The 17,826-nt window shown below is 64.9% G+C and carries 18 protein-coding genes; 8 read left to right on the top strand and 10 right to left on the bottom strand.

Features of this window, described 5'->3' with window-relative positions; translation table 11 throughout:
- Positions 1-44: 44 nt before the first annotated feature.
- The 3 genes from J1M81_RS07930 to J1M81_RS07920 are packed head-to-tail and all read right to left on the bottom strand — an operon-like array spanning position 45 to position 3,083.
- On the bottom strand, positions 45-1,550 hold the full coding sequence (locus J1M81_RS07930; protein WP_032381592.1) for a tripartite tricarboxylate transporter permease: 1,506 nt from the start codon (positions 1,548-1,550) through the stop codon (positions 45-47).
- A 16-nt stretch (positions 1,551-1,566) separates the two neighbouring features.
- Positions 1,567-2,097: a tripartite tricarboxylate transporter TctB family protein gene (locus tag J1M81_RS07925; RefSeq protein ID WP_027495763.1), complete on the bottom strand. Its 531-nt coding sequence runs from the start codon at positions 2,095-2,097 to the stop codon at positions 1,567-1,569.
- On the bottom strand, positions 2,094-3,083 hold the full coding sequence (locus J1M81_RS07920) for a tripartite tricarboxylate transporter substrate binding protein (protein WP_027495764.1): 990 nt from the start codon (positions 3,081-3,083) through the stop codon (positions 2,094-2,096). Before J1M81_RS07920 ends, J1M81_RS07925 begins: the two co-directional genes overlap by 4 nt.
- A gap of 113 nt (positions 3,084-3,196) precedes the next feature.
- On the opposite strand from J1M81_RS07920, the gene J1M81_RS07915 reads away from it, so the two are divergent.
- The 3 genes from J1M81_RS07915 (at position 3,197) to J1M81_RS07905 (ending at position 6,132) form a co-directional block, all read left to right on the top strand.
- The gene (locus J1M81_RS07915) at positions 3,197-3,589 is read left to right on the top strand and encodes a universal stress protein (protein WP_230598305.1); all 393 of its coding nucleotides are present in this window, start codon (positions 3,197-3,199) and stop codon (positions 3,587-3,589) included.
- Positions 3,590-3,709: 120 nt separating this feature from the next.
- Positions 3,710-5,116, top strand: a complete 1,407-nt coding sequence (locus tag J1M81_RS07910) for a hemolysin family protein (protein ID WP_027495766.1) — start codon at positions 3,710-3,712, stop codon at positions 5,114-5,116.
- Positions 5,113-6,132 carry a hemolysin family protein gene (locus J1M81_RS07905; RefSeq protein ID WP_032374841.1) on the top strand — a complete coding sequence of 340 codons (1,020 nt, stop codon included), beginning with the start codon at positions 5,113-5,115 and terminating at the stop codon, positions 6,130-6,132. Before J1M81_RS07910 ends, J1M81_RS07905 begins: the two co-directional genes overlap by 4 nt.
- 316 nt (positions 6,133-6,448) lie before the next feature.
- Here J1M81_RS07905 and J1M81_RS07900 read toward each other — a convergent pair whose 3' ends face one another.
- Complete coding sequence (locus J1M81_RS07900) at positions 6,449-6,928, bottom strand: DUF6764 family protein (RefSeq protein ID WP_032366787.1); 480 nt, start codon at positions 6,926-6,928, stop codon at positions 6,449-6,451.
- Positions 6,929-7,135: 207 nt separating this feature from the next.
- On the opposite strand from J1M81_RS07900, the gene J1M81_RS07895 reads away from it, so the two are divergent.
- On the top strand, positions 7,136-7,486 hold the full coding sequence (locus J1M81_RS07895; RefSeq protein ID WP_206497866.1) for a VOC family protein: 351 nt from the start codon (positions 7,136-7,138) through the stop codon (positions 7,484-7,486).
- Here J1M81_RS07895 and J1M81_RS07890 read toward each other — a convergent pair whose 3' ends face one another.
- Complete coding sequence (locus J1M81_RS07890; RefSeq protein WP_032374839.1) at positions 7,487-7,861, bottom strand: helix-turn-helix domain-containing protein; 375 nt, start codon at positions 7,859-7,861, stop codon at positions 7,487-7,489.
- A gap of 114 nt (positions 7,862-7,975) precedes the next feature.
- Here J1M81_RS07890 and J1M81_RS07885 point away from each other — a divergent pair, with 114 nt between their 5' ends.
- Positions 7,976-8,830: an SDR family oxidoreductase gene (locus J1M81_RS07885; protein ID WP_032374838.1), complete on the top strand. Its 855-nt coding sequence runs from the start codon at positions 7,976-7,978 to the stop codon at positions 8,828-8,830.
- 34 nt (positions 8,831-8,864) lie between these two features.
- Entirely contained in the window at positions 8,865-9,476 is a 612-nt protein-coding gene (locus tag J1M81_RS07880; RefSeq protein WP_206497865.1) for an FKBP-type peptidyl-prolyl cis-trans isomerase, read from the top strand.
- A 134-nt stretch (positions 9,477-9,610) separates the two neighbouring features.
- On the opposite strand, the gene J1M81_RS07875 is transcribed toward J1M81_RS07880, so the two are convergent.
- The 3 genes from J1M81_RS07875 to J1M81_RS07865 all read right to left on the bottom strand — a co-directional run bounded on the left by J1M81_RS07875 (position 9,611) and on the right by J1M81_RS07865 (position 14,062).
- Entirely contained in the window at positions 9,611-11,209 is a 1,599-nt protein-coding gene (locus J1M81_RS07875) for a transposase (protein WP_176458472.1), read from the bottom strand.
- 172 nt (positions 11,210-11,381) lie between these two features.
- On the bottom strand, positions 11,382-12,011 hold the full coding sequence (locus tag J1M81_RS07870; RefSeq protein WP_206497864.1) for a lipocalin family protein: 630 nt from the start codon (positions 12,009-12,011) through the stop codon (positions 11,382-11,384).
- Positions 12,008-14,062: an MMPL family transporter gene (locus J1M81_RS07865; RefSeq protein WP_308051242.1), complete on the bottom strand. Its 2,055-nt coding sequence runs from the start codon at positions 14,060-14,062 to the stop codon at positions 12,008-12,010. Before J1M81_RS07865 ends, J1M81_RS07870 begins: the two co-directional genes overlap by 4 nt.
- A gap of 147 nt (positions 14,063-14,209) precedes the next feature.
- Here J1M81_RS07865 and J1M81_RS07860 point away from each other — a divergent pair, with 147 nt between their 5' ends.
- Positions 14,210-14,689 carry a MarR family winged helix-turn-helix transcriptional regulator gene (locus tag J1M81_RS07860; protein ID WP_206497863.1) on the top strand — a complete coding sequence of 160 codons (480 nt, stop codon included), beginning with the start codon at positions 14,210-14,212 and terminating at the stop codon, positions 14,687-14,689.
- Positions 14,690-14,969: 280 nt separating this feature from the next.
- The gene (locus J1M81_RS07855) at positions 14,970-15,308 is read left to right on the top strand and encodes an STAS domain-containing protein (protein WP_228139356.1); all 339 of its coding nucleotides are present in this window, start codon (positions 14,970-14,972) and stop codon (positions 15,306-15,308) included.
- Between the two features lie 143 nt (positions 15,309-15,451).
- On the opposite strand, the gene J1M81_RS07850 is transcribed toward J1M81_RS07855, so the two are convergent.
- On the bottom strand, positions 15,452-15,640 hold the full coding sequence (locus tag J1M81_RS07850) for a hypothetical protein (protein WP_027495777.1): 189 nt from the start codon (positions 15,638-15,640) through the stop codon (positions 15,452-15,454).
- Between the two features lie 248 nt (positions 15,641-15,888).
- Positions 15,889-17,778 carry an HNH endonuclease signature motif containing protein gene (locus J1M81_RS07845; RefSeq protein ID WP_206497862.1) on the bottom strand — a complete coding sequence of 630 codons (1,890 nt, stop codon included), beginning with the start codon at positions 17,776-17,778 and terminating at the stop codon, positions 15,889-15,891.
- Positions 17,779-17,826 lie beyond the last annotated feature (48 nt).

Genomic DNA, 17,826 nt, shown 5'->3' with positions numbered 1-17,826 from the left:
CGGAACGACCCGAGAACAGAGCCACACCACTGCGCGGAGGGCACTCAGAAGTCGGCGGTCTTGCGGGCGCGGATCTTGCTGACGATCGAGAACACCACGGCGATGATCATCAGTGCGTAGAGCACGATGGTGATGCCGCTACTGACCAGAATCGACGGGTCGCCCTCGCTGACGGCCAGTGCGCGTCGAAGTGATTCCTCGGCGAGTGGGCCGAGGATCACGGCGATCAACACCGGTGCGAGCGGAATGTCGTAGCGCCGCATCATGAATCCGACGATGCCGAGCCCGAGCATGAAGATCAGATCCACGATCGACGCACTGGACGCATAGACGCCGAGGGCGGCGAACACCGAGATACCCGCGTACAGGTAGTTCTTCGGGATCTTCAGCAGCTGCGCCCACAACGGTGCGAACGGCAGGTTGAGGATCAGCAGCACGATCATGGCCACGAACAGGCTCGCCAGTAGGGCCCAGACGATGTCGCCGCTGCGCTCGAACAACAGTGGTCCGGGCTGCATGCCGTACTGCTGGAATGCAGCCAACATGATGGCCGCTGTCGCCGACGTCGGCAGCCCCAGCGCCAGTAGCGCTCCCATTGCCGTTCCGGCTGTGGAGTTTCCAGCGGCCTCCGGTCCTGCGACACCGCGAATGGCACCCTTGCCGAACATCGGCTTCTCGCGCTTGCGGTCGAGCCTGCGCTCGGTGCCGTACGCGAGGAAACTCGGCACTTCCGCACCTCCGGCAGGAATGACACCGAACGGCACGCCGAATGCCGTGCCGCGCAGCCAGGCCGGCAGTGCGTCGCGGAACTCGGCCTTGCTCAGCCAGGGGCGGCCCTGCGATTTGATCAACGACCGGTCCTCGGGGCGGCCGATCTTCGAGGCGATGTGGATGACCTCACCGAGTGCGAGCATCGCGACCGTGATCACGACGATGTGAATGCCGTCGAACAGGGCAGGTACTTCGAAGGTGAATCGTGAAGCGCCCGACGGACCGTCGATACCGATCACGGCCAAAGTGAGACCGATCAGCAGTGCGGTCAACCCCTTGAGAGCGGAGTCGGAGACCACCGCGGAGGTGGCGATGAAGGCGAACACTGCCAGCGCGAGGTACTCGGCCGGACCGAAGTTGGTCGCCAACGATGCGAGCGTCGGGGCGAAGAACACCACCAGGGTCGTCGCGACGATGCCGCCGATGAACGCGCCGATGGCCGAGGTGGCCAAAGCTTGAGGGGCTCTGCCGTTCTTGGCCATCCGGTGGCCCTCGAACGTGCCGGCGATGGCGGTGCTGTTGCCGGGGGTGTTCATCAGGATGCCGGAGATGGAATCGCCGAACAGGCCGCCGAAATACACTCCGGCGAACATGATCAGCGCCGCGGTGGGGTCGAGAGTGAACGTGACCGGCAGCAGAAGCGCCACCGCCATGGCAGAACCGAGTCCGGGTAGCACGCCCACGGCGGTGCCTAGCAGTGCGCCTACGAACACCCACACCAGGTTCATCGGAGTCAGCGCAGTGCCGAACCCGTCGAGAAGATTGCTCAATGAATCCATCGAAAATTCAGCTCCGTCAGAAGATCTGGGCGAGAACGCCGCCGGGCAAGGTCAGGCCGAGGCCCGCGGAGAATGCGATCTGGACGGCGCTCGAGACCAGCAGCGCGACGGCCGCGTCGAACACGTAACGGCGACCACCCAATCCGACCGAGACACCCCAGAAGAGGATGGCACCGGCGAGAACCCAGCCGAGCGGGTCGAGGAGAGCGATGAACACTGCCACCGATCCGACGGTGATCGACAGGGTTCGCCAGTTGCTGACGGTGCCGGTGTGCGGCACGCCGTCGTCGTCGACGCCGCGATCGATGACGTCGGGCTTGACCATGAGTTGGATGGTGACCAACACGGCGACCACGAAGCAACCGCCGGCGACGATGGCCGGAAAGACCTGCGGGCCAGGGGAGGTGGCGGTGGGAGGCACATCCATCGTGATGGTCCCGTAGACCAGGAATGCGCCCAGTGCGACGAGCAGTGCCGGAACGATCAGGCCGCTACGGCCCGTCCAGAAGGAGCGGGAGGTTGCGGTGTCGGGAGTCGTCGTTGTCATACCAGCCCCAGCTCTTCCAGAATTCCGGTGATACGTGCCTGCTCGACCTCGAGGAATTCCCCGAATTCGTCTCCTGTGACGACCGATTCCTTCCAGCGGTTTCGTTCGACGGCCGTCGCCCATTGCTCGGTCTCGACCATCTCGGTGACGATGTCGACGAGCGTCTGCCGGTCCTCGTCGGAAATCCCGGGCGGCGCAACGATTCCGCGCCAGTTCACGAGGTCGACGTTGTAGCCCTGTTCGATGAACGTGTCCACGTCGAATCCTTCGAGCGGCTCGGGCGCGGCCACGGCTAGGGCACGCACGTTGCCTGCTTCGATCTGGTCCCGGAAGTCGTTGAATCCACTGACCGCGACGCCGACGGTGTTGGACAGCAGCGACGTGAGTACCTCACCGCCACCGGAGTAGGCGATGTAATTGATTGCGGCCGGATCGATGTCGGCTTCCTGTGCCAATTGGCCCGCGACGATGTGGTCGATTCCGCCGAGGGAGCCGCCGCCGATCGGAAGCCCGCCGGGATTGGCCCGCCACGCCTCGATCATGTCGTCGAGGTTCTGGATCGGCGAGTCCTTGGGAACGACGAAGACCTCGAAGTCCTCGGCGAGCTTGGCGATCGGCACGGTGTCGGCCAAGGTGGTGTCGGAGTTGTTGATCGCGATGCCGCCGAGCATGACGGTGCCGGTGATCATCACCGTGGTGGGCTGACCGCTGAGGTTCTCGAGTTGGCTCAGGCCGATGGTGCCGCCGGCCCCTGGAACGTTGACCACCTGCGCGTTGTTGACGATGCCGTCGCTGCGCAGCGCCTGCTGCGACTCGCGCGCGACCAAGTCCCAGCCGCCGCCGGCGGCAGCAGGTGCTATCAGTGTCAATTTGGCTCGGGCGTCGGAGCCGCTGGCACTGCGAGCGGCGTCGATCCCGGCGACGGTGACTGCTCCCACCACCACCAGGGCTCCGGCCGTTCGTAGCAGGGTGGGCGATATCGCCATCAGAGACCTTTCGTGTGGTGTGTCACAGCGTCAGGTTAGATACAGTTTGTCTGATTAGTCCAGTTCACAACATCGAGGTCGATCTTCGGTGGATTCGAGCAACGGGAGAGATCGTGTCGGTAGGCAGCGCAGTGGCAGTAGCGATGAGCAACACCCCCGAGGGCCAGGAAGCGTTGCGACGTGGTGCCGCCGAGGCAGAGCTGCGTCGGACCGAGCTGATCGTATTGTCCGTGGTGGACCGCGATTCCGTATCGGCGGAAGACCGTAGCGCGGCGCAGGCCGAGGTGGAGCGGACTCTCCCCGGAACTGCGACGACTGTGCGCGTCGAACCGGACGGCGGAGACCCGGCCGGCGCACTGGTCGATCTCGTCGCCGACGTCGGTGCGGGGATGCTCGTCATCGGGTCCAAGCGCAGATCGGCGGTCGGCAAATTCCTGATGGGCAGCACGGTGCAGCGCGTTCTGTTGGACAGCCCGGTCCCCGTCCTCGTCGTGAAAGCGCCGTGACCCGGTAGTATCGGACAAATCTCCCACCACTCGACCTCGAGGAATCATGGACAGCGATAAACCCGGGCCGGACACGGCTCCCCGCACTACAGCTACTACGTGCGAGGCGGTGTCCGGCGAATGAGCGTTCTGCTCACTCTTCTGCTCGGCCTGCTCGTCGTTTTTCTCATCACCGTCGCAACCGGTTACTTCGTTGCGCAGGAATTCGCGTACATGACCGTCGACCGGTCCCGGCTCAAGGCGCGTGCCGAGGCCGGCGACGCCGTCGCAGCTCGCACGCTGACCGTCACCAAGCGGACCTCGTTCATGCTCTCAGGTGCACAGCTGGGTATCACGGTCACCGGCCTGCTGGTCGGCTACGTCGCCGAACCGCTGATCGGGCAGTCGTTCGGAGCGATACTGGGCGGCGTCGGTGTTCCGACAGCAGTCGGTGTCGGCCTCGGTGCCGTTCTGGCGATCACGTTCGCGACGTTCGTACAGATGCTCTTCGGTGAACTGTTTCCGAAGAACTTCGCCATCGCCCGCCCCGAGCCCGTGGCTCGATGGCTCTCGCTGTCGACGACCATCTATCTCAAGCTCTTCGGTTGGCTCATCACCATTTTCGACCAGTCGTCGAACCTGTTGCTCAAAGCGCTGAAGATCGAGCCCGTGCACGATGTGGAACATTCGGCCAGCCCACGCGACCTCGAGCACATCGTGTCGGACTCGCGGGAGACCGGGGATCTGCCCGACGAGCTGTCGACGCTGCTCGATCGCATTCTCGACTTCCCCACGCGCAACGTCGAACACGCCATGATCCCGCGTTCACGTGCGGCGACGGTCCGCGACACCGACACCCTCGGTGAGGTGAAAACACTGATGGGCCAAGAACATTCTCGATACCCCGTGCTCGACGAGGACGACGGAATCGTGGGTGTGGTGCATCTGCACGACGTGTTGGCCTCCACCGCGCCGGATTCGACCCCCATCGCAGACCTCACCCGCGATGCGCTGATCCTTCCCGAGATGCAGAGCCTGCCCGACGCGATGCGCGAGCTGCGGGCGACACGGAACCAATTGGCCTGTGTCATCGACGAATACGGTGGTCTCACCGGAGTGATCACCATCGAGGACCTGGCCGAAGAGCTCGTCGGCGAGATCACCGACGAGCACGACGACGGCGTACTCGACCCGAGCCCGGTCAGCGCCGACGACGGCAGCTGGACGATGGCAGGGGAGGTGCACGTCGACGAGGTCGAGCGCGCCATCGGCGTCGACCTCCCCGACGGTGACTACGAGACCATCGCGGGATTCGCCATCGCCCATCATGGTTCGCTACCCGATATCGGGACCCGAATCGAGGTCGATCTGCCGCCGGACAACGCGGACCTCGCCAACGACGACGAGACGCCGATTCGATTCGTCACGATCGAGGTGCAGGAGATCGACAGTCACGTGCCGTCACTACTGACCCTCACCATCGACGAGCGGACAACCGAGCACGACGAGAATTCGGCCGAGTCCGATACTGCAGGAGCGCACCGATGAGCAACCTCTGGGTCTTTCTGGCCGTCACCATCGGTCTGATCGCTGCGAGCGCCTTCTTCGTTGCCGTGGAGTTCGCACTTCTTGCGGCCAAACGGCATCGCCTCGAGGATGCTGCCCCCAACTCGCGGGCGGCGCGGGCTGCTCTGCGCAGCTCCTCGGAACTGACGGTGCTACTCGCCGGATCGCAGCTCGGGATCACCGTCTGCACCCTCGCGCTCGGCGCGACCACCAAGCCGGCCGTGCACTACTGGCTCACGCCGCTGTTCGAGAGCATCGGCCTGCCCTACTGGTTCGCGGACGTCCTCGGCTTCGTCCTGGCCCTGATCATCGTCACGTTCCTGCACTTGGTCGTCGGCGAGATGGCTCCTAAGTCCTGGGCCATCGCACATCCCGAGAAGTCGGCAACGATGCTCGCAATCCCCATGCGCGCGTTCATGTTTCTCACGCGTCCGGTGCTGACGGCCCTGAACAACATGGCGAACTGGTGCCTACGCAAGGTGGGCGTCGAGCCGGCCGACACCGTCGGCACCGGGCAGAACGCAGACGACCTGCGTCAGCTCGTCGAGCACTCGGTCAACGTGGGAGCCCTGGACGCGAGTTACCAGGCACAGATATCCGGGGCATTGGAATTGCAGGATCTGACCGTCGGTGACCTGGTGGCCGGAAGTGGCGCGCCGACGTCGGTACCGTCATCAGCGTCGATCGACGACGTGCGGGAGGCGTCTCGGATCAGCGGCCATCTGCGCATCCTCGTCAGTGACGACGACGTAGTGAAAGGTGTTGTGCACGTGAGGGATACGTTGACCGAGCCGGAGTATCTCGCCGAGATCACCCGCCCGGCCTACACGCTGGATCGGACGACACCGGTCTACGTCGCCCTGCAGTCGATGCGCGAGACCAGACATCATCTGGCGCTGGTCGTCGAACCGTCGGCCGAGGCGGGTGACAGTGCGCGCACTATCGGCGTTGTCACCCTGTCGGATGTGTTGACGCGGCTGCTGCCCGAGCCTGTCTGATCTTCGGTCACCCCATACGAATCATCCCCGCCCGGCCTACACGGCCGAGCGGGGATTTTTCGTGAGCACCGGGTCCGAATGTCAGATCGGGGCGATGACCAGAAGGTGTGCCCAATACGACGCGACATCGTGGCCGAGTTGGGGGAGCAGAACGTCGTAGAGCAGGTAGGACATCATTGCCGTCGAACTCCTTGTTCAGCGGGCCGTCACCGGCTCGCGTACCGAGACTGTAGTCAGTGAGACTGTAGATCAACCACGGCCCGGCGGCATTGATATGGCCTGCGCAAGTCGTGTTTCACCCCGACGGCGACGGGCATCAGCCGATGCAGCCCTGCAGGGTGGTGAAGCTTCCGGCGAAGCCGGCACCGTTGCAGACGGCACCCTCGGGGGTGAGGGTGATCGTCGAGCCCGGCGCAGCCACGGCGATCGACAGTCCGAGGCCGGCCGCGGTGTTCTGTGCGATGGCACCGGGACCGAAGGCGATCGCAGCAGGCGCACCGCCGAAGCCGGCATTGCTGACGGCAGTTCCGCCGTTGAGACCGAGGGCCAGTGCCGCCGCGTTGTTCATCGCCTCCGCCGAGCCCCATCCCTCGAGGCCGACTCCTGCTGCGGCACTTGCGCCGTCTGCGGAGCTGTCGCACTGTGAACCTCCGACGAGCGCGGCGACGTCGGCCCCTCCGGGTGCCGTGGTGCAGGCGACCGGTGCGGCCGAGGCCGTGCCGGGCACCAGGGCCGCGAAGGTACAGGCGAATCCGAATGCTGCCGCTCCGCCGAGAATTCTCTTGGTGTGGAACATGGTCGATGCCTCCAAGATTTGGCGCAGGCACCGGGCGTGCCGCGCTCCTGCGGTTGCCGGATCGACATGCTCGTGCGCCCCGACGACCTTCCTCGAGTGTTACCCCGTAGCGACGCGCTCAGAGATCCGCATGGTCACGAGTGCATCTCGGTATGATCACAGCGCGGTAAACGGCGTTCCCTCACCCTCGGTGCTTACGATGGCTCCATGATCGGACGTATCGACGAGGTCGTAATCGACTGCACAGAACCGGCTGTGCTGGCCCGATTCTGGGCGGGTGTGCTCGGTGGTCAGCCTGTCGTGCGCGACGACTCGTGGCATTTCGTCGATGTTCCCGGGTTCACCCGGATGGCGTTCCAGCGAGTGCCCGAGGGCAAGTCCGGCAAGAATCGGCTACATCTCGACGTGGACGTTCCCAGCATCGACGTTGCCGTCGAGCAGGCAGTCGGTCTGGGTGCGACGGCGGTGGGGGACCGGCACATCACTGCGGCCGGGTCGTTCCAGGTGCTACTCGACCCCGAGGGCAACGAATGGTGTCTGGTGACGCCCCTCGGCTGACTAGCGGGCGTCGTGCTCGGCGCGCGCTTCGAGTACGGCAGGCATCGAGCCCTCGATCAGTTCGATGAGGTCGGTCAACCGTGATCCGACCGCACGTCCGAGCGGGGTGAGGCTGTATTCGACCTTGGGCGGGATGGTCTCGAGCACGGTGCGCACGATGAGGCCGTCGCGTTCGAGGGTCTGCAGCGTCTGTGCCAACATTCGCTCGCTGACGCCGTCGACGCGTCGGCGCAGGGCATTGAATCGGTAGTCGCTCTCGGTGAGGGCCGCCAGGACGAGCACTCCCCACCTACTCGTCGCGTTCTGCAGCGTCTGCCGTGACCCGCATTCCCGTGCGAAGACGGATGCTTCGAGAGATTCGACGGCCTCGGACATTTCTCCATGTTAGCGCAGGCCGTACCGGCAGCGCTAAATTTTGATGTTGCACTGCACGAAAAGTAAGTGCATGATGTAACGGAACTTGACACTTCAACCTTGGGAGCGTTTTCCATGACCACAGCCATCACCGGAGCGACAGGCAATCTCGGCGGGCTCGTCGTCGCCGCACTCATCGATCGCGGCGTCGCGCCTGCCGACATCGTCGCCGTCGTACGCAACGCCGACAAGGCGGCCGCACTCGCCGAGCGCGGTGTGGTGGTACGGGTGGCCGACTACAGCGACACCGACGCCCTGACGTCTGCGTTCGCGGGTGTCGAGAAGGTGCTGTTGATCTCGGGATCGGAGGTCGGCCAGCGAATTGCTCAGCACAACAACGTCATCGACGCCGCCGAGGCAGCCGGAGTGGGCCTCGTTGCGTACACGAGCGTGCTCGCTGCCGACACCTCCGGCATCAGCCTTGCGCCGGAGCACAAGGCCACCGAAGAGCGATTGACGGCCTCTCCGATTCCCGCTGTGTTTCTGCGTAACGGCTGGTACTGGGAGAACTACCTGGGCTCGCTCGGCCAGGCCATCGACGGCGGAGTGTGGCTTGGTGCAGGCGGGAACGGCAAGATCGCCGCTGCCTCACGTGCCGATTACGCCGCCGCTGCCGCGGCTGTGCTGACCCTCGAGAACCAGGGCGAGAAGATCTACGAACTCGGCGGGGACGAGCGCCTGACCTATGCCGAACTCGCGGACGTTCTCGCCGGCATCTCCGGGAAGCCGGTCGTCTACAAGGACGTCACCGAGTCGGAGTACGCCTCGATTCTGCAGGGCGCAGGACTGCCCGATTTCGTGGCGACCATGCTGGCGAGCGCGGATGCCGGTATCTCCCGCGGGGAACTCGACACCGATTCCGGTGACCTGAAGGCATTGATCGGCCGCGCGTCCACCCCGGTCGCCGAGGTGTTCCGCTCCGCAATCTGACGGGATACACGGGGCCCCGTATGCCACTTGTAGCGTGGGCCCCGTGAAACTCACCTCGACTCGCACCCTGTTCCTGGCCGCCACCACCTCACTCGTCCTGTTGACGGGTGCATGCAGTTCCGACTCGGATTCTGGGACGTTGCAGACGACGTCCTCGGCGACGTCCTCCACCGATGCGACGGCTTCGAGTAGCTGCCCCACGGGCACACCCGACCCGTCGGCCACCCCGGAGTGGACACTGGCAGGCGACACCGGCAGCATCGCCGTCACCGGATCGACGGATACAGCGGCCCCGGCCGTCGACGTCGAAGCCCCGTTCAGCGTCGCCGAGACGCAGGTGAAAACGCTGAAGGCCGGGGACGGCCCGATCGTCGCCGACGACGCGAACGTGTCCGTCTGCTACCTGGGCGTCAACGGACGCGACGGATCGACGTTCGACAGCAGTTTCGAGCGCGGCGCACCGGTCGAGTTCCCACTGACCGGCGTGGTGGCGGGCTTCCAGAAAGCCATCGCCGGACAGACCGTCGGCTCGACCGTCGCCGTAGCGGTGACGTCGGCCGACGGTTACGCGACCGGCAATCCGGCAGCCGGAATCGAGCAGGGCGACAGCCTGATCTTCGCTATCTCGATCCTGTCCGCGAGCTGAGTGCCTCCGGCAGTGGCGTGGTTATAAGCCCTCTGGGGGCTGTTGCATTTTGTGTGAGCGGTAGTTCGACGTTGTAAAGGGGTGGCTCGGGTTCGATGCCCGGGTCACCTCTTTTTCGGCCCTGGGGTGCTCATTCAGGCCAGCGCTACGGTGTGTGTTGCGGTCAGGTGGGTGAGAATCTTGCCGATGTTGTGCACCGCGGCGTGGAAGGACCACTCACTCGTCGCCCGGTCGACGCCGCGGCTGGTGAATCGCCGGAATCCGAGGTTGTGTTTGGCATGTCCGAACGGTGTCTCGGCGATGTGAGACCGTTTGCGGTACGTTGCGATTCCCTCCGGGGTGGCTAATCGTTCGGCCATCCTGGTAATCGAATTACCCTGTGGTGGTGCAGGATCCGATACCGGCGTAGCTACGGCCGCGGCAGCGGCGGCTTCGAGTGTCCGCGATTTCCCGGTGGCGATCAACCGGTCCGGGCCCGGTGCGTCGAGGTTCTCGATCGAACAATAGCCGGCGTCGAAGAGCATGATTCCGATCGACGGCGACTCGGCCTCGGCCGGTGCATGGTCGGCGATCACTGCCGCCGCAGCGACCGCTTTGTCGACCATCTGCTCGTAGTAGGTGACATCGGAGGGGCTGGTGCCGACGCCGGTGGCGATGATGATGCCGTCCTCGGCGGTGAATGCTTGGCAGTTGTAGCCCTGCACCCAGCCACCACCTCGCAGCGGCTGCATCCGAGAATCCGGATCGGTGATGTTGCGCCGCACCACCGTTGGCGTTGTCTGCTCACGGGCGGCGGACTGGGCGAGGGCTGCGGCGACCGATGCGCGTGCGGCGATCACGCGGTGATGATCCTCGACCGGAACCGGAACCTTGCCTTTCGGTTTCCCGCCGCGACGCGCAGCGGCGTCGGCTCGCTGCCGATACCGCGCCTCGGTGGCCTCATGGCGTGCAATTTCCCGTGCAAGACGCCGGTGAGCAGCAGCTACCTGCGCGGCAAGCGGTACCCGACCCGCCGGGGACGCTCCCGCGTCGAGACGCTCGAGGTGGCCCTCGGCGGCTGACTTCGCGGCCTTCTCGCGGGCATCGTCTTCGGCTTCGATCTGCGCCAACGCTTCAGCGATCCGCTTCGATCGCGTGGTCGGATCGGCCAACTCGGCCGGAACCCGACCCGGGCCCGGGTCGTCTTCGCCGTAGAGTTCGTCCTCGGCAGCATCGACGTCGGCATGCGCCGCGGCCGCGGCGGCGGCGATCTCGCGCGCCCGGGCCTGAGCAGCGTTCGCTGCCTCGGCTTCGGCGGCGGCGCGCAATCCGTCCGCGCTGCGGTTGGCTCCGATGGAGGCGTTCGAGGCGATCTTGACCCCGTCGAGAGCGATGGTCCCCAACGACCCCAAACCGACCCGCGCTGCCAACGTCAGCACCTGCGCGAACAGCGACTCGCAGGCTGCATGGTTGTCTTTACGGAACCTGGAGATCGTGGCGTGATCGGGGGCATCGCCGGCGCAGATGACCCGGTAGGACACCACATCGGTGCATGCGGATTCGATCTGACGTGAAGACCGCATCCCTTTCGACCAGGCCCAGATCAGCAGCGTGAGTAGCATGTCCGGGTCGTATCCGGCGCGCCCGACCCCACCGGTGCGCCGGCCGGCATGAAAGACAGAGGTGTCCAGATGCGTGTCGACGATGTCGATCAGCATCCATACCGGATGCTCCGCCGGTAACCATTCGCGCATGTCCGGTGGAATCAGAAACTGTTGATCACGATCAACCGGTCGATAACCCTTCGCCACCAACACATTGTCCCGCACCACCGACAATGGGGTGCCTCGACACTCGAGACACCCCACCATCAAAATGCAACAGCCCCTCTGTGGCACATAACCACGCCACTGCGGCTCCGCCGCGCTACACGGTCGAGAGCTGCTGAATCGTCGTCGCGCCGCCCGGGGTGGGCGTCGTGGTGATGAAGTTCGAGTCGTAACCCAGCGATTCGACGACGCTGCGGATCGCGCGGAACTGCTCGACGCTGACGTCGGGCGTGCGCTTGAGCACGAATCCGGACGTGCGGTTGGGGCTTCCGACGAAGGCCCACGAGTAGTCGTCTGCGATGTAGGCCACGATGTAGTTGGTCGGCCCCTCCTGGCTCTCCTGCGTGGGGACGCCCGGGAAGCTCACGTGCAGTTGGGCTTTGGTGACGGTGTCGTTGACCCGAGCATTGCCGACGATGCGATTCTCGCCGCCGGTCCAGGTGGTGCAGGTGTTCTCGACGCGAATGTTGAATTCGTCGATCATCTGGTAGTTCGCCTGCGTGTCACGGGCGCAGATCAGGTTGAACGGCTGCGGCACCGCGGCAACCTGGTTCCAGGTGCCCAGGTACCGTTCGACATCGAGTGACGGGATCGGAGCCAGTGGATCGAGACCGACCGACCCCAAAGGGCCGACCGGTTGCGCTTGCGCCGGGGCCGCGCCGAGCAGGGCACCTGCTGCGACTGCTCCTGCAATTGCTGTGCGGCTCAACATCGTACGTACCTTCATGAATTTCGCTCCTTGGTTGCGGTCGTCTCGTTGTCGATCGTGCTCGGCCACCAAATCCCCGGGCCGATGAGGGTGAACAGGGCGGGAATCACGACGGTGCGTACCACGAAGGTGTCGAGCAGAATGCCGAGACCGACGATGATTCCCAACTGGGTGAGGGTGATCAGCGGTAGGACGCCGAGGACGCAGAACACTGCTGCCAGAACGATTCCCGCGCTGGTGATGACGCCGCCGGTGGCCGAGACCGCCCGCACGATCGCAGATCTGGTGCCGTGTCGAGCCGTCTCCTCCCGGGTCCGCGTGACCAGGAAGATGGTGTAGTCGACGCCGAGGGCGACGAGAAACAGGAACGCGAACAGGGGAGTGTTGTCGTCGAGCGCGGGAAAGCCGAAGACGTGCAGGCTCACCCAGCTACCGATACCGATGGCGGCCACGGCACTCAGGACCGTGGTGGCGACGAGAATCAACGGTGCGACGACAGCGCGAAGAAGTATCAACAGCACGAGCAGGACGACCGCCAGGATCGCCGGGATCACCACGAGCCGATCGCGGGCGGCAGCGTCGGTGGTGTCGAGTGCTTTGGCGTCGCTGCCGCCGACTCGTGCGTCGTCGACACCCGCAAGGGCGGACCGAAGGTTCTCGACGACGGTGAACGATTCGTCGGAGGCGGGGGCCGCGTCGGTGACCACCGACAGCCGGGTCAGTCCGGTATCGGAATCAGCGACCCGATCCACCGAGACGACGCCGTCGACGTCCCGGACGGTGGCGACGACGCCGTCGATGTCCGAGGTGGGTGCGAGAACCGTGATCGGGTCGGCGGATCCGGCCGGGAAGTGTTGCGAGAGAGTGTCGAATCCTTCGACGGATTCGGCGGTCACCCGGAATTGCTCGGTTTGTGACAGCCCGATCTGTGTGCCGACCAGGGCCGCGCAGCAGGCGAGCAATACGGCGATGGTGATGGACGCGGTCGCCACCGGACGACGTGCGACACCGGCGGCCACCGAATGCCAGACGCCCTCGGTGGTGGTATCGCGATCGGACGGCTTGGGGACGAAGGGCCAGAACAACTTCGGGCCGCACAGTGCCAACAACGGAGGCAGTACGAACAGCACGAACACCGATGCGACGACGAGGCCGGCCGCGGCCAGCGCTCCCAAGCTGCGAGTGCTGGGGAGGATGGCCAGCAACAGAGTCAGCAGTGCGAGGACAACGGTGGCATTGCTGGCGAGGATGGCCGGTCCCGCGTTCCGGACGGCGTGGCGCAACGCGAGCCGGTGATCGGACTCGCGGCGGAGTTCCTCGCGGTAACGAGAGATCAGCAGCAGGGCGTAATTGGTGCCTGCGCCGAAGACGAGCACGCTGGTGATCCCCGAGGTCGAGCCGTCGAACGACAGCCCGGTCGCCTCGGCGAGGGCCGTGCCGACGGTGGAGGCGAACCGATCGGCGAAACCGATGACGGCAAGCGGAACCAACCACAGAATGGGCGATCGATAAGTGGCGATGAGGAGCACTGCCACCACGAGTGCGGTGACGGCGAGCAACGTGAAATTGGCCCCGGAGAACGAGTTGGCGATGTCTGCTCCGAATGCCGGCCCGCCGGTGACCTGGGCGTTGAGATCGGACGGTAGGCCGTCCGTCGCCGCGGATCGGAGGCTTGTGATCAGGTCGTTCAGGGTGAAGCCGGACAGTTCCGAGTTCACCTGAACAAACGCGATTGCGGCCTTCCCGTCCGGTGCGACGATCGGAGGCGGTCCAGGTTCGTCGGTCACCGACCGGTCGACGGTGAGCAGCCTGGCCTGCGCAGCAGCGGCTGCCTCGATATCGGCCGGGGTCAGGTCACCGCCATCGACGCGGCTCAGAACGAGGATCACCGGTGCGGTGTCGGAGTCCGGGAACTGGGAGAGCAGCTCGTCCACCTGGTAGGACTCGGCGGAGGTCGGCAAGGAGTTCGGCGACTGACCGGCAGAATCGTTGCTACCGACGAGCCCGATCACGGCAATCGAGAGAATAAGAATGGCGAGGGCGAGCGCCCACGATCGACGATGCGTCACGGCCGCGGCGATGCGGTCCCAGGCTGCGGTGGTCTCGGTACGGGTGCTGTCCACGAAGAAACAATCTCATTTACTTAGATATTAAGCAACTGAATCTCTTGCGGGCAGTAGTCTGACCATGACCGCAGCGAAGGAGTTACCACCGCCATGACCGACCGAAACCACCTCGAATCCGCGATATCGGCGGACCTTCGGGCGCTGTCGTCGGTGTCGGAACAGATCGGTCAGGTATTCGGTGCGTTGCATAGCTTGCGGCCCAACGACTTTCGCGCTCTGCTGCATGTGATGGTCGCCGACGTCGAGGGCGCGCCCCTCACTGCGGGTGAGCTCGGCACGATGCTCGGCCTGTCGTCCGCGGCGATGACGTATCTGGTGGAGCGAATGATCGCGTCCGGCCATATTCGACGCGAATCCGACGCGTCGGACCGACGCAAAGTCATACTTCGCTACGACGAGCACGGTATGGATGTTGCTCGCGGGTTCTTCGGACCACTGGGAGCGCGCACCAGCACTGCGCTCGCGGACCTACCGGATTCGGATCTCGACGCTGCCCACCGAGTGTTCGAAGCGCTCATCGGAGCCATGCGCGAGCATCACGCCGACCTGGGAAACAGCACCCGCTCGTAGCCCGCGTTCGCATCGGGATGTTCGAACCGCTGGTGGGGGCCCGCATTGTGCCAATGCTGGACTCCGAGCGTGCCGGTGCCGTAGGGTTGGCCGTGGTTGAGCTAACAGCCGGTCACGGGGAAACGCAGCGAAGTGTGCGCCCGGGTCAGGCGAAGAATTCTGCTCCCGTTGCGTAGATCGGTTTCCCCTTCAGTTCGACCGATCGATGGGATCTGCCATGAGTGTTGAATCACGAGGCAACAAAGTTCGAACCACTTCGGTGAGCGTCGCGGAGAAGTCCGTGTCCGTTGCAGCAACCGGAGCCATCTTCACCGCGCACGACGGCACCGACGGTTCACTCGTCGTGGCCGTCCACGGCGACATCGACATGCTCAGCGCGCCGATGTTCTCCGATTTCGTCTGCAGTCGCGTGTCCAGCAAACGGCATCTGACTCTCGACCTGTCCAATGTCGAGTTCTTCGGCATCGCCGGACTCACCGTCTTCGATGCAGTTCGTGAATACACGGCTGGCATCGGTGCTTCGTGGTCGATCGTGGCAAGCCGATCGGTGACCCGCCTGCTGCAGGTTGCCGACCTCGAGTCGACGATTCCGACTTCCCGACCGACGACCGACCAATAGAACTGGCGGCGACATCGCCGCGACAAGAGGTGGGCAGCTCCTGAACAGGGGCTGCCCACTGTCGTTTGCCGTCCCCCCGCACAACGATCGGGCGGTCCCGCGAATCACTGGGACCGCCCGATTGTCGTGTGAATGCACAAGGTCTAGTCCTTGGTGCCTTCCGAGTCGCTGAAAAATGCCCAGTCGCCGTCGTGCTCGACTTCGAGGCGCCAGCCCAACTCTTCGTTGTCGGCGCGGCTGTCCTTGAACCAGGCGTGCGCGTCCTCGGAACTGGTGATGTCCTTGGTGGCGACGACGGTTCCGTGCGGGTCGATAACTCTGTAATTTGCCATGCGGTGAGGGTGCCCCGATGTTGCGCAACCTAACCCAGCCGCATCACCGGCACCGGCCGCTAAGAGAAGCAGAAGCCAATGCCGCGCACTCCGCACAGAGCTGGGCAGAAGGCGGGGCTGGGTAGTAGGGCGGGGCTGTCTTGGAGGCCGGGCTGTGTGGGACGGCTGGGCTGTATGGGAGGGCCGGGCTGTGTGGGAGGCGAGGCTGTGTTGAAGGCAGAGCTGTGCCGTGGTGGTGGTGTGGGTCGTCAGGCGGGTTGTCGTGGTTCTTCGTCGCCTGTGTCGCGGGTGTTGTCGCTGTGGTGGTCGGGTGGGTAGAGCACTTCCTCGGGGTGGTGTGCGTGGTTGATCAGACCACGGCGTGTGGGGTCCATTCCGGTCGGTGGGTGCCACAGGGTGCGGCCCGGATAGCGATGTCCTGCTGTGGTTTTGGTGGTTGCCCACTTTCCGGGGCCGGTGCCGACGAGTGCGTGGTGCATGTCGCATCCGAAGGTCAGGGAGTCGATGTCGGTGGGTCCGCCCTCGACCCAGTCGTCGACGTGATGTGACTGGCACCAGGTCGCCGGGCGGGTGCAGGAGGGGAAACTGCAGCCGCGGTCGCGGGCGATGAGCACGATGCGTTGGTCGGCGGAGGCGATGCGTTTGGATCGGCCCAAGTACAGGGCTCTGCCGTTGTCGTCGAAGATGGTCAGGTAGTGGTGGGCGTGCGAAGCCATGCGGATGGCGTCGCGGATCGAGACGCGTGATCCGGTGGCGGTCATGGCGTAGCCGCAGCCTGATTCGAGGTCTTTCAAACTCATGGTGACGATGGCGGTGACGGGTAGGCCGCGGTGGGTGCCGAGGGTGCCGGAGGCGAGGGTGTGCCGGAGCGCCATTTTCAGGGCGTCGTGGCGGCGTTCGTTCTGGGTGCGTCGATCACGTGCGGCGGCAGCGTCGCGAGCAGCGGTGTCCGATGCGTCGGCGTCGGCGTGGCCACCGGGTTCAGCAGTGCTGTCGGAGCCGGCATCGTCGTTGGTGCTGGGCGCGCTGTGTGGCGTTGTGCCGCAACCACAGTCACTGCTGTCGGCGCACTCACCCTCACCGCGGCCGTCGCCACTGCGGTCGTCGCCACTGCGGTCGTCGTCACCGTAGATGTTGGCACCGTTGCCGTCGGTCCCATCCCACAGGTATTCGTCATGCGATCGAGCATCGCTGGATCCTGCCTCGTCGGGCATCGGCCCGGGCTTTGGCGTAGCCGTACTGCCGTCCTCGCCGTCGTCCCTGTCCCAACCGCCGTCCCTGTCCCCGCCGCCGTCCTCGTCGCCGGTGGTCTCATCCTCGTGGACGACCGATGTCGGGTCGGCAGGGTTGTTCACTCCCGGCTTCGCGGCTTTCGAGAACAGGGCTTCGAGGTAGGCCCGGAGCTCCGAGTCGACGCAGAACGTCCCCTCGGACATTCCGTCGGAACCCTGCTCACCGAGGTAGAAGAACGCATCCCGTTTCCGTGGCCTCGGCTTTCCGTTCTTGTCCTCGTCTTCGTTCTCGTCGAAGTCGCCGTCGGGGTCGAGTATCGAGTCCAGGTGCGCCACCAGTGGCGCGAAGTCGTCGGGCCGCCTCGTCGAGGCGAGACCCACCAACTGCTGTTCGGCGAGATCGCGAGTCTGCGGATCCACACTCGCCGGTAGGTGCCGGAAGAATTCACGGATCATCTGCACGTGCTGGGCATCGAGCAACCCTGCCCGCACCGCTGCAGCGGTGTGCGGCAACAACGGAGGCAGCACTTCGCCGGACAATGCGGTGCGGTCACCCAACTCCGCGGCCAGACGTACTCGCGCCCCGGCTGTTCGTGGGGTGATTCGCAGCATCCATGCCACCGAACACGGCACCGACCCCGGATACACATCGAGGCCTTGTTGTGCGATCAGCTCGTTGAGCCAGGTGTGCGAATACGCCGTCACAGACCGCGACACAGTTTCCATGCGTTGGATCACCGCACGCCGGTCGGCATTCGACCACGATACCGACGCCTGCCCCGCCAACTCGGCGACCGCCGACTCCACCGCCTCGACCAACACAGCCAAGACAGGGTCGGACACGTCAGGGGCAGGCGGCACCGTGTCGATGCCGTCCACCCCTGATCCGCCGTCCCCCGAAAGCATGAACAGAATCTACCGCGACCCACCGACACACTTTCGAACACACGTTCG

It is taken from the genome of Rhodococcus sp. KRD175, from assembly GCF_017168275.1.
Classification (GTDB): domain Bacteria; phylum Actinomycetota; class Actinomycetes; order Mycobacteriales; family Mycobacteriaceae; genus Rhodococcoides; species Rhodococcoides fascians.
This window is presented reverse-complemented; position numbering and strand designations above follow the sequence as displayed.

Coding starts and splice junctions, on each gene's coding strand:
- J1M81_RS07930 (WP_032381592.1), bottom strand. CDS start 1,550: ATGGATTCATTGAGCAATCTTCTCGACGGGTTCGGCACTGCGCTGACT.
- J1M81_RS07925 (WP_027495763.1), bottom strand. CDS start 2,097: ATGACAACGACGACTCCCGACACCGCAACCTCCCGCTCCTTCTGGACG.
- J1M81_RS07920 (WP_027495764.1), bottom strand. CDS start 3,083: ATGGCGATATCGCCCACCCTGCTACGAACGGCCGGAGCCCTGGTGGTG.
- J1M81_RS07910 (WP_027495766.1), top strand. CDS start 3,710: ATGAGCGTTCTGCTCACTCTTCTGCTCGGCCTGCTCGTCGTTTTTCTC.
- J1M81_RS07905 (WP_032374841.1), top strand. CDS start 5,113: ATGAGCAACCTCTGGGTCTTTCTGGCCGTCACCATCGGTCTGATCGCT.
- J1M81_RS07900 (WP_032366787.1), bottom strand. CDS start 6,928: ATGTTCCACACCAAGAGAATTCTCGGCGGAGCGGCAGCATTCGGATTC.
- J1M81_RS07895 (WP_206497866.1), top strand. CDS start 7,136: ATGATCGGACGTATCGACGAGGTCGTAATCGACTGCACAGAACCGGCT.
- J1M81_RS07890 (WP_032374839.1), bottom strand. CDS start 7,861: ATGTCCGAGGCCGTCGAATCTCTCGAAGCATCCGTCTTCGCACGGGAA.
- J1M81_RS07885 (WP_032374838.1), top strand. CDS start 7,976: ATGACCACAGCCATCACCGGAGCGACAGGCAATCTCGGCGGGCTCGTC.
- J1M81_RS07875 (WP_176458472.1), bottom strand. CDS start 11,209: ATGCGCGAATGGTTACCGGCGGAGCATCCGGTATGGATGCTGATCGAC.
- J1M81_RS07870 (WP_206497864.1), bottom strand. CDS start 12,011: ATGAAGGTACGTACGATGTTGAGCCGCACAGCAATTGCAGGAGCAGTC.
- J1M81_RS07860 (WP_206497863.1), top strand. CDS start 14,210: ATGACCGACCGAAACCACCTCGAATCCGCGATATCGGCGGACCTTCGG.
- J1M81_RS07850 (WP_027495777.1), bottom strand. CDS start 15,640: ATGGCAAATTACAGAGTTATCGACCCGCACGGAACCGTCGTCGCCACC.
- J1M81_RS07845 (WP_206497862.1), bottom strand. CDS start 17,778: ATGCTTTCGGGGGACGGCGGATCAGGGGTGGACGGCATCGACACGGTG.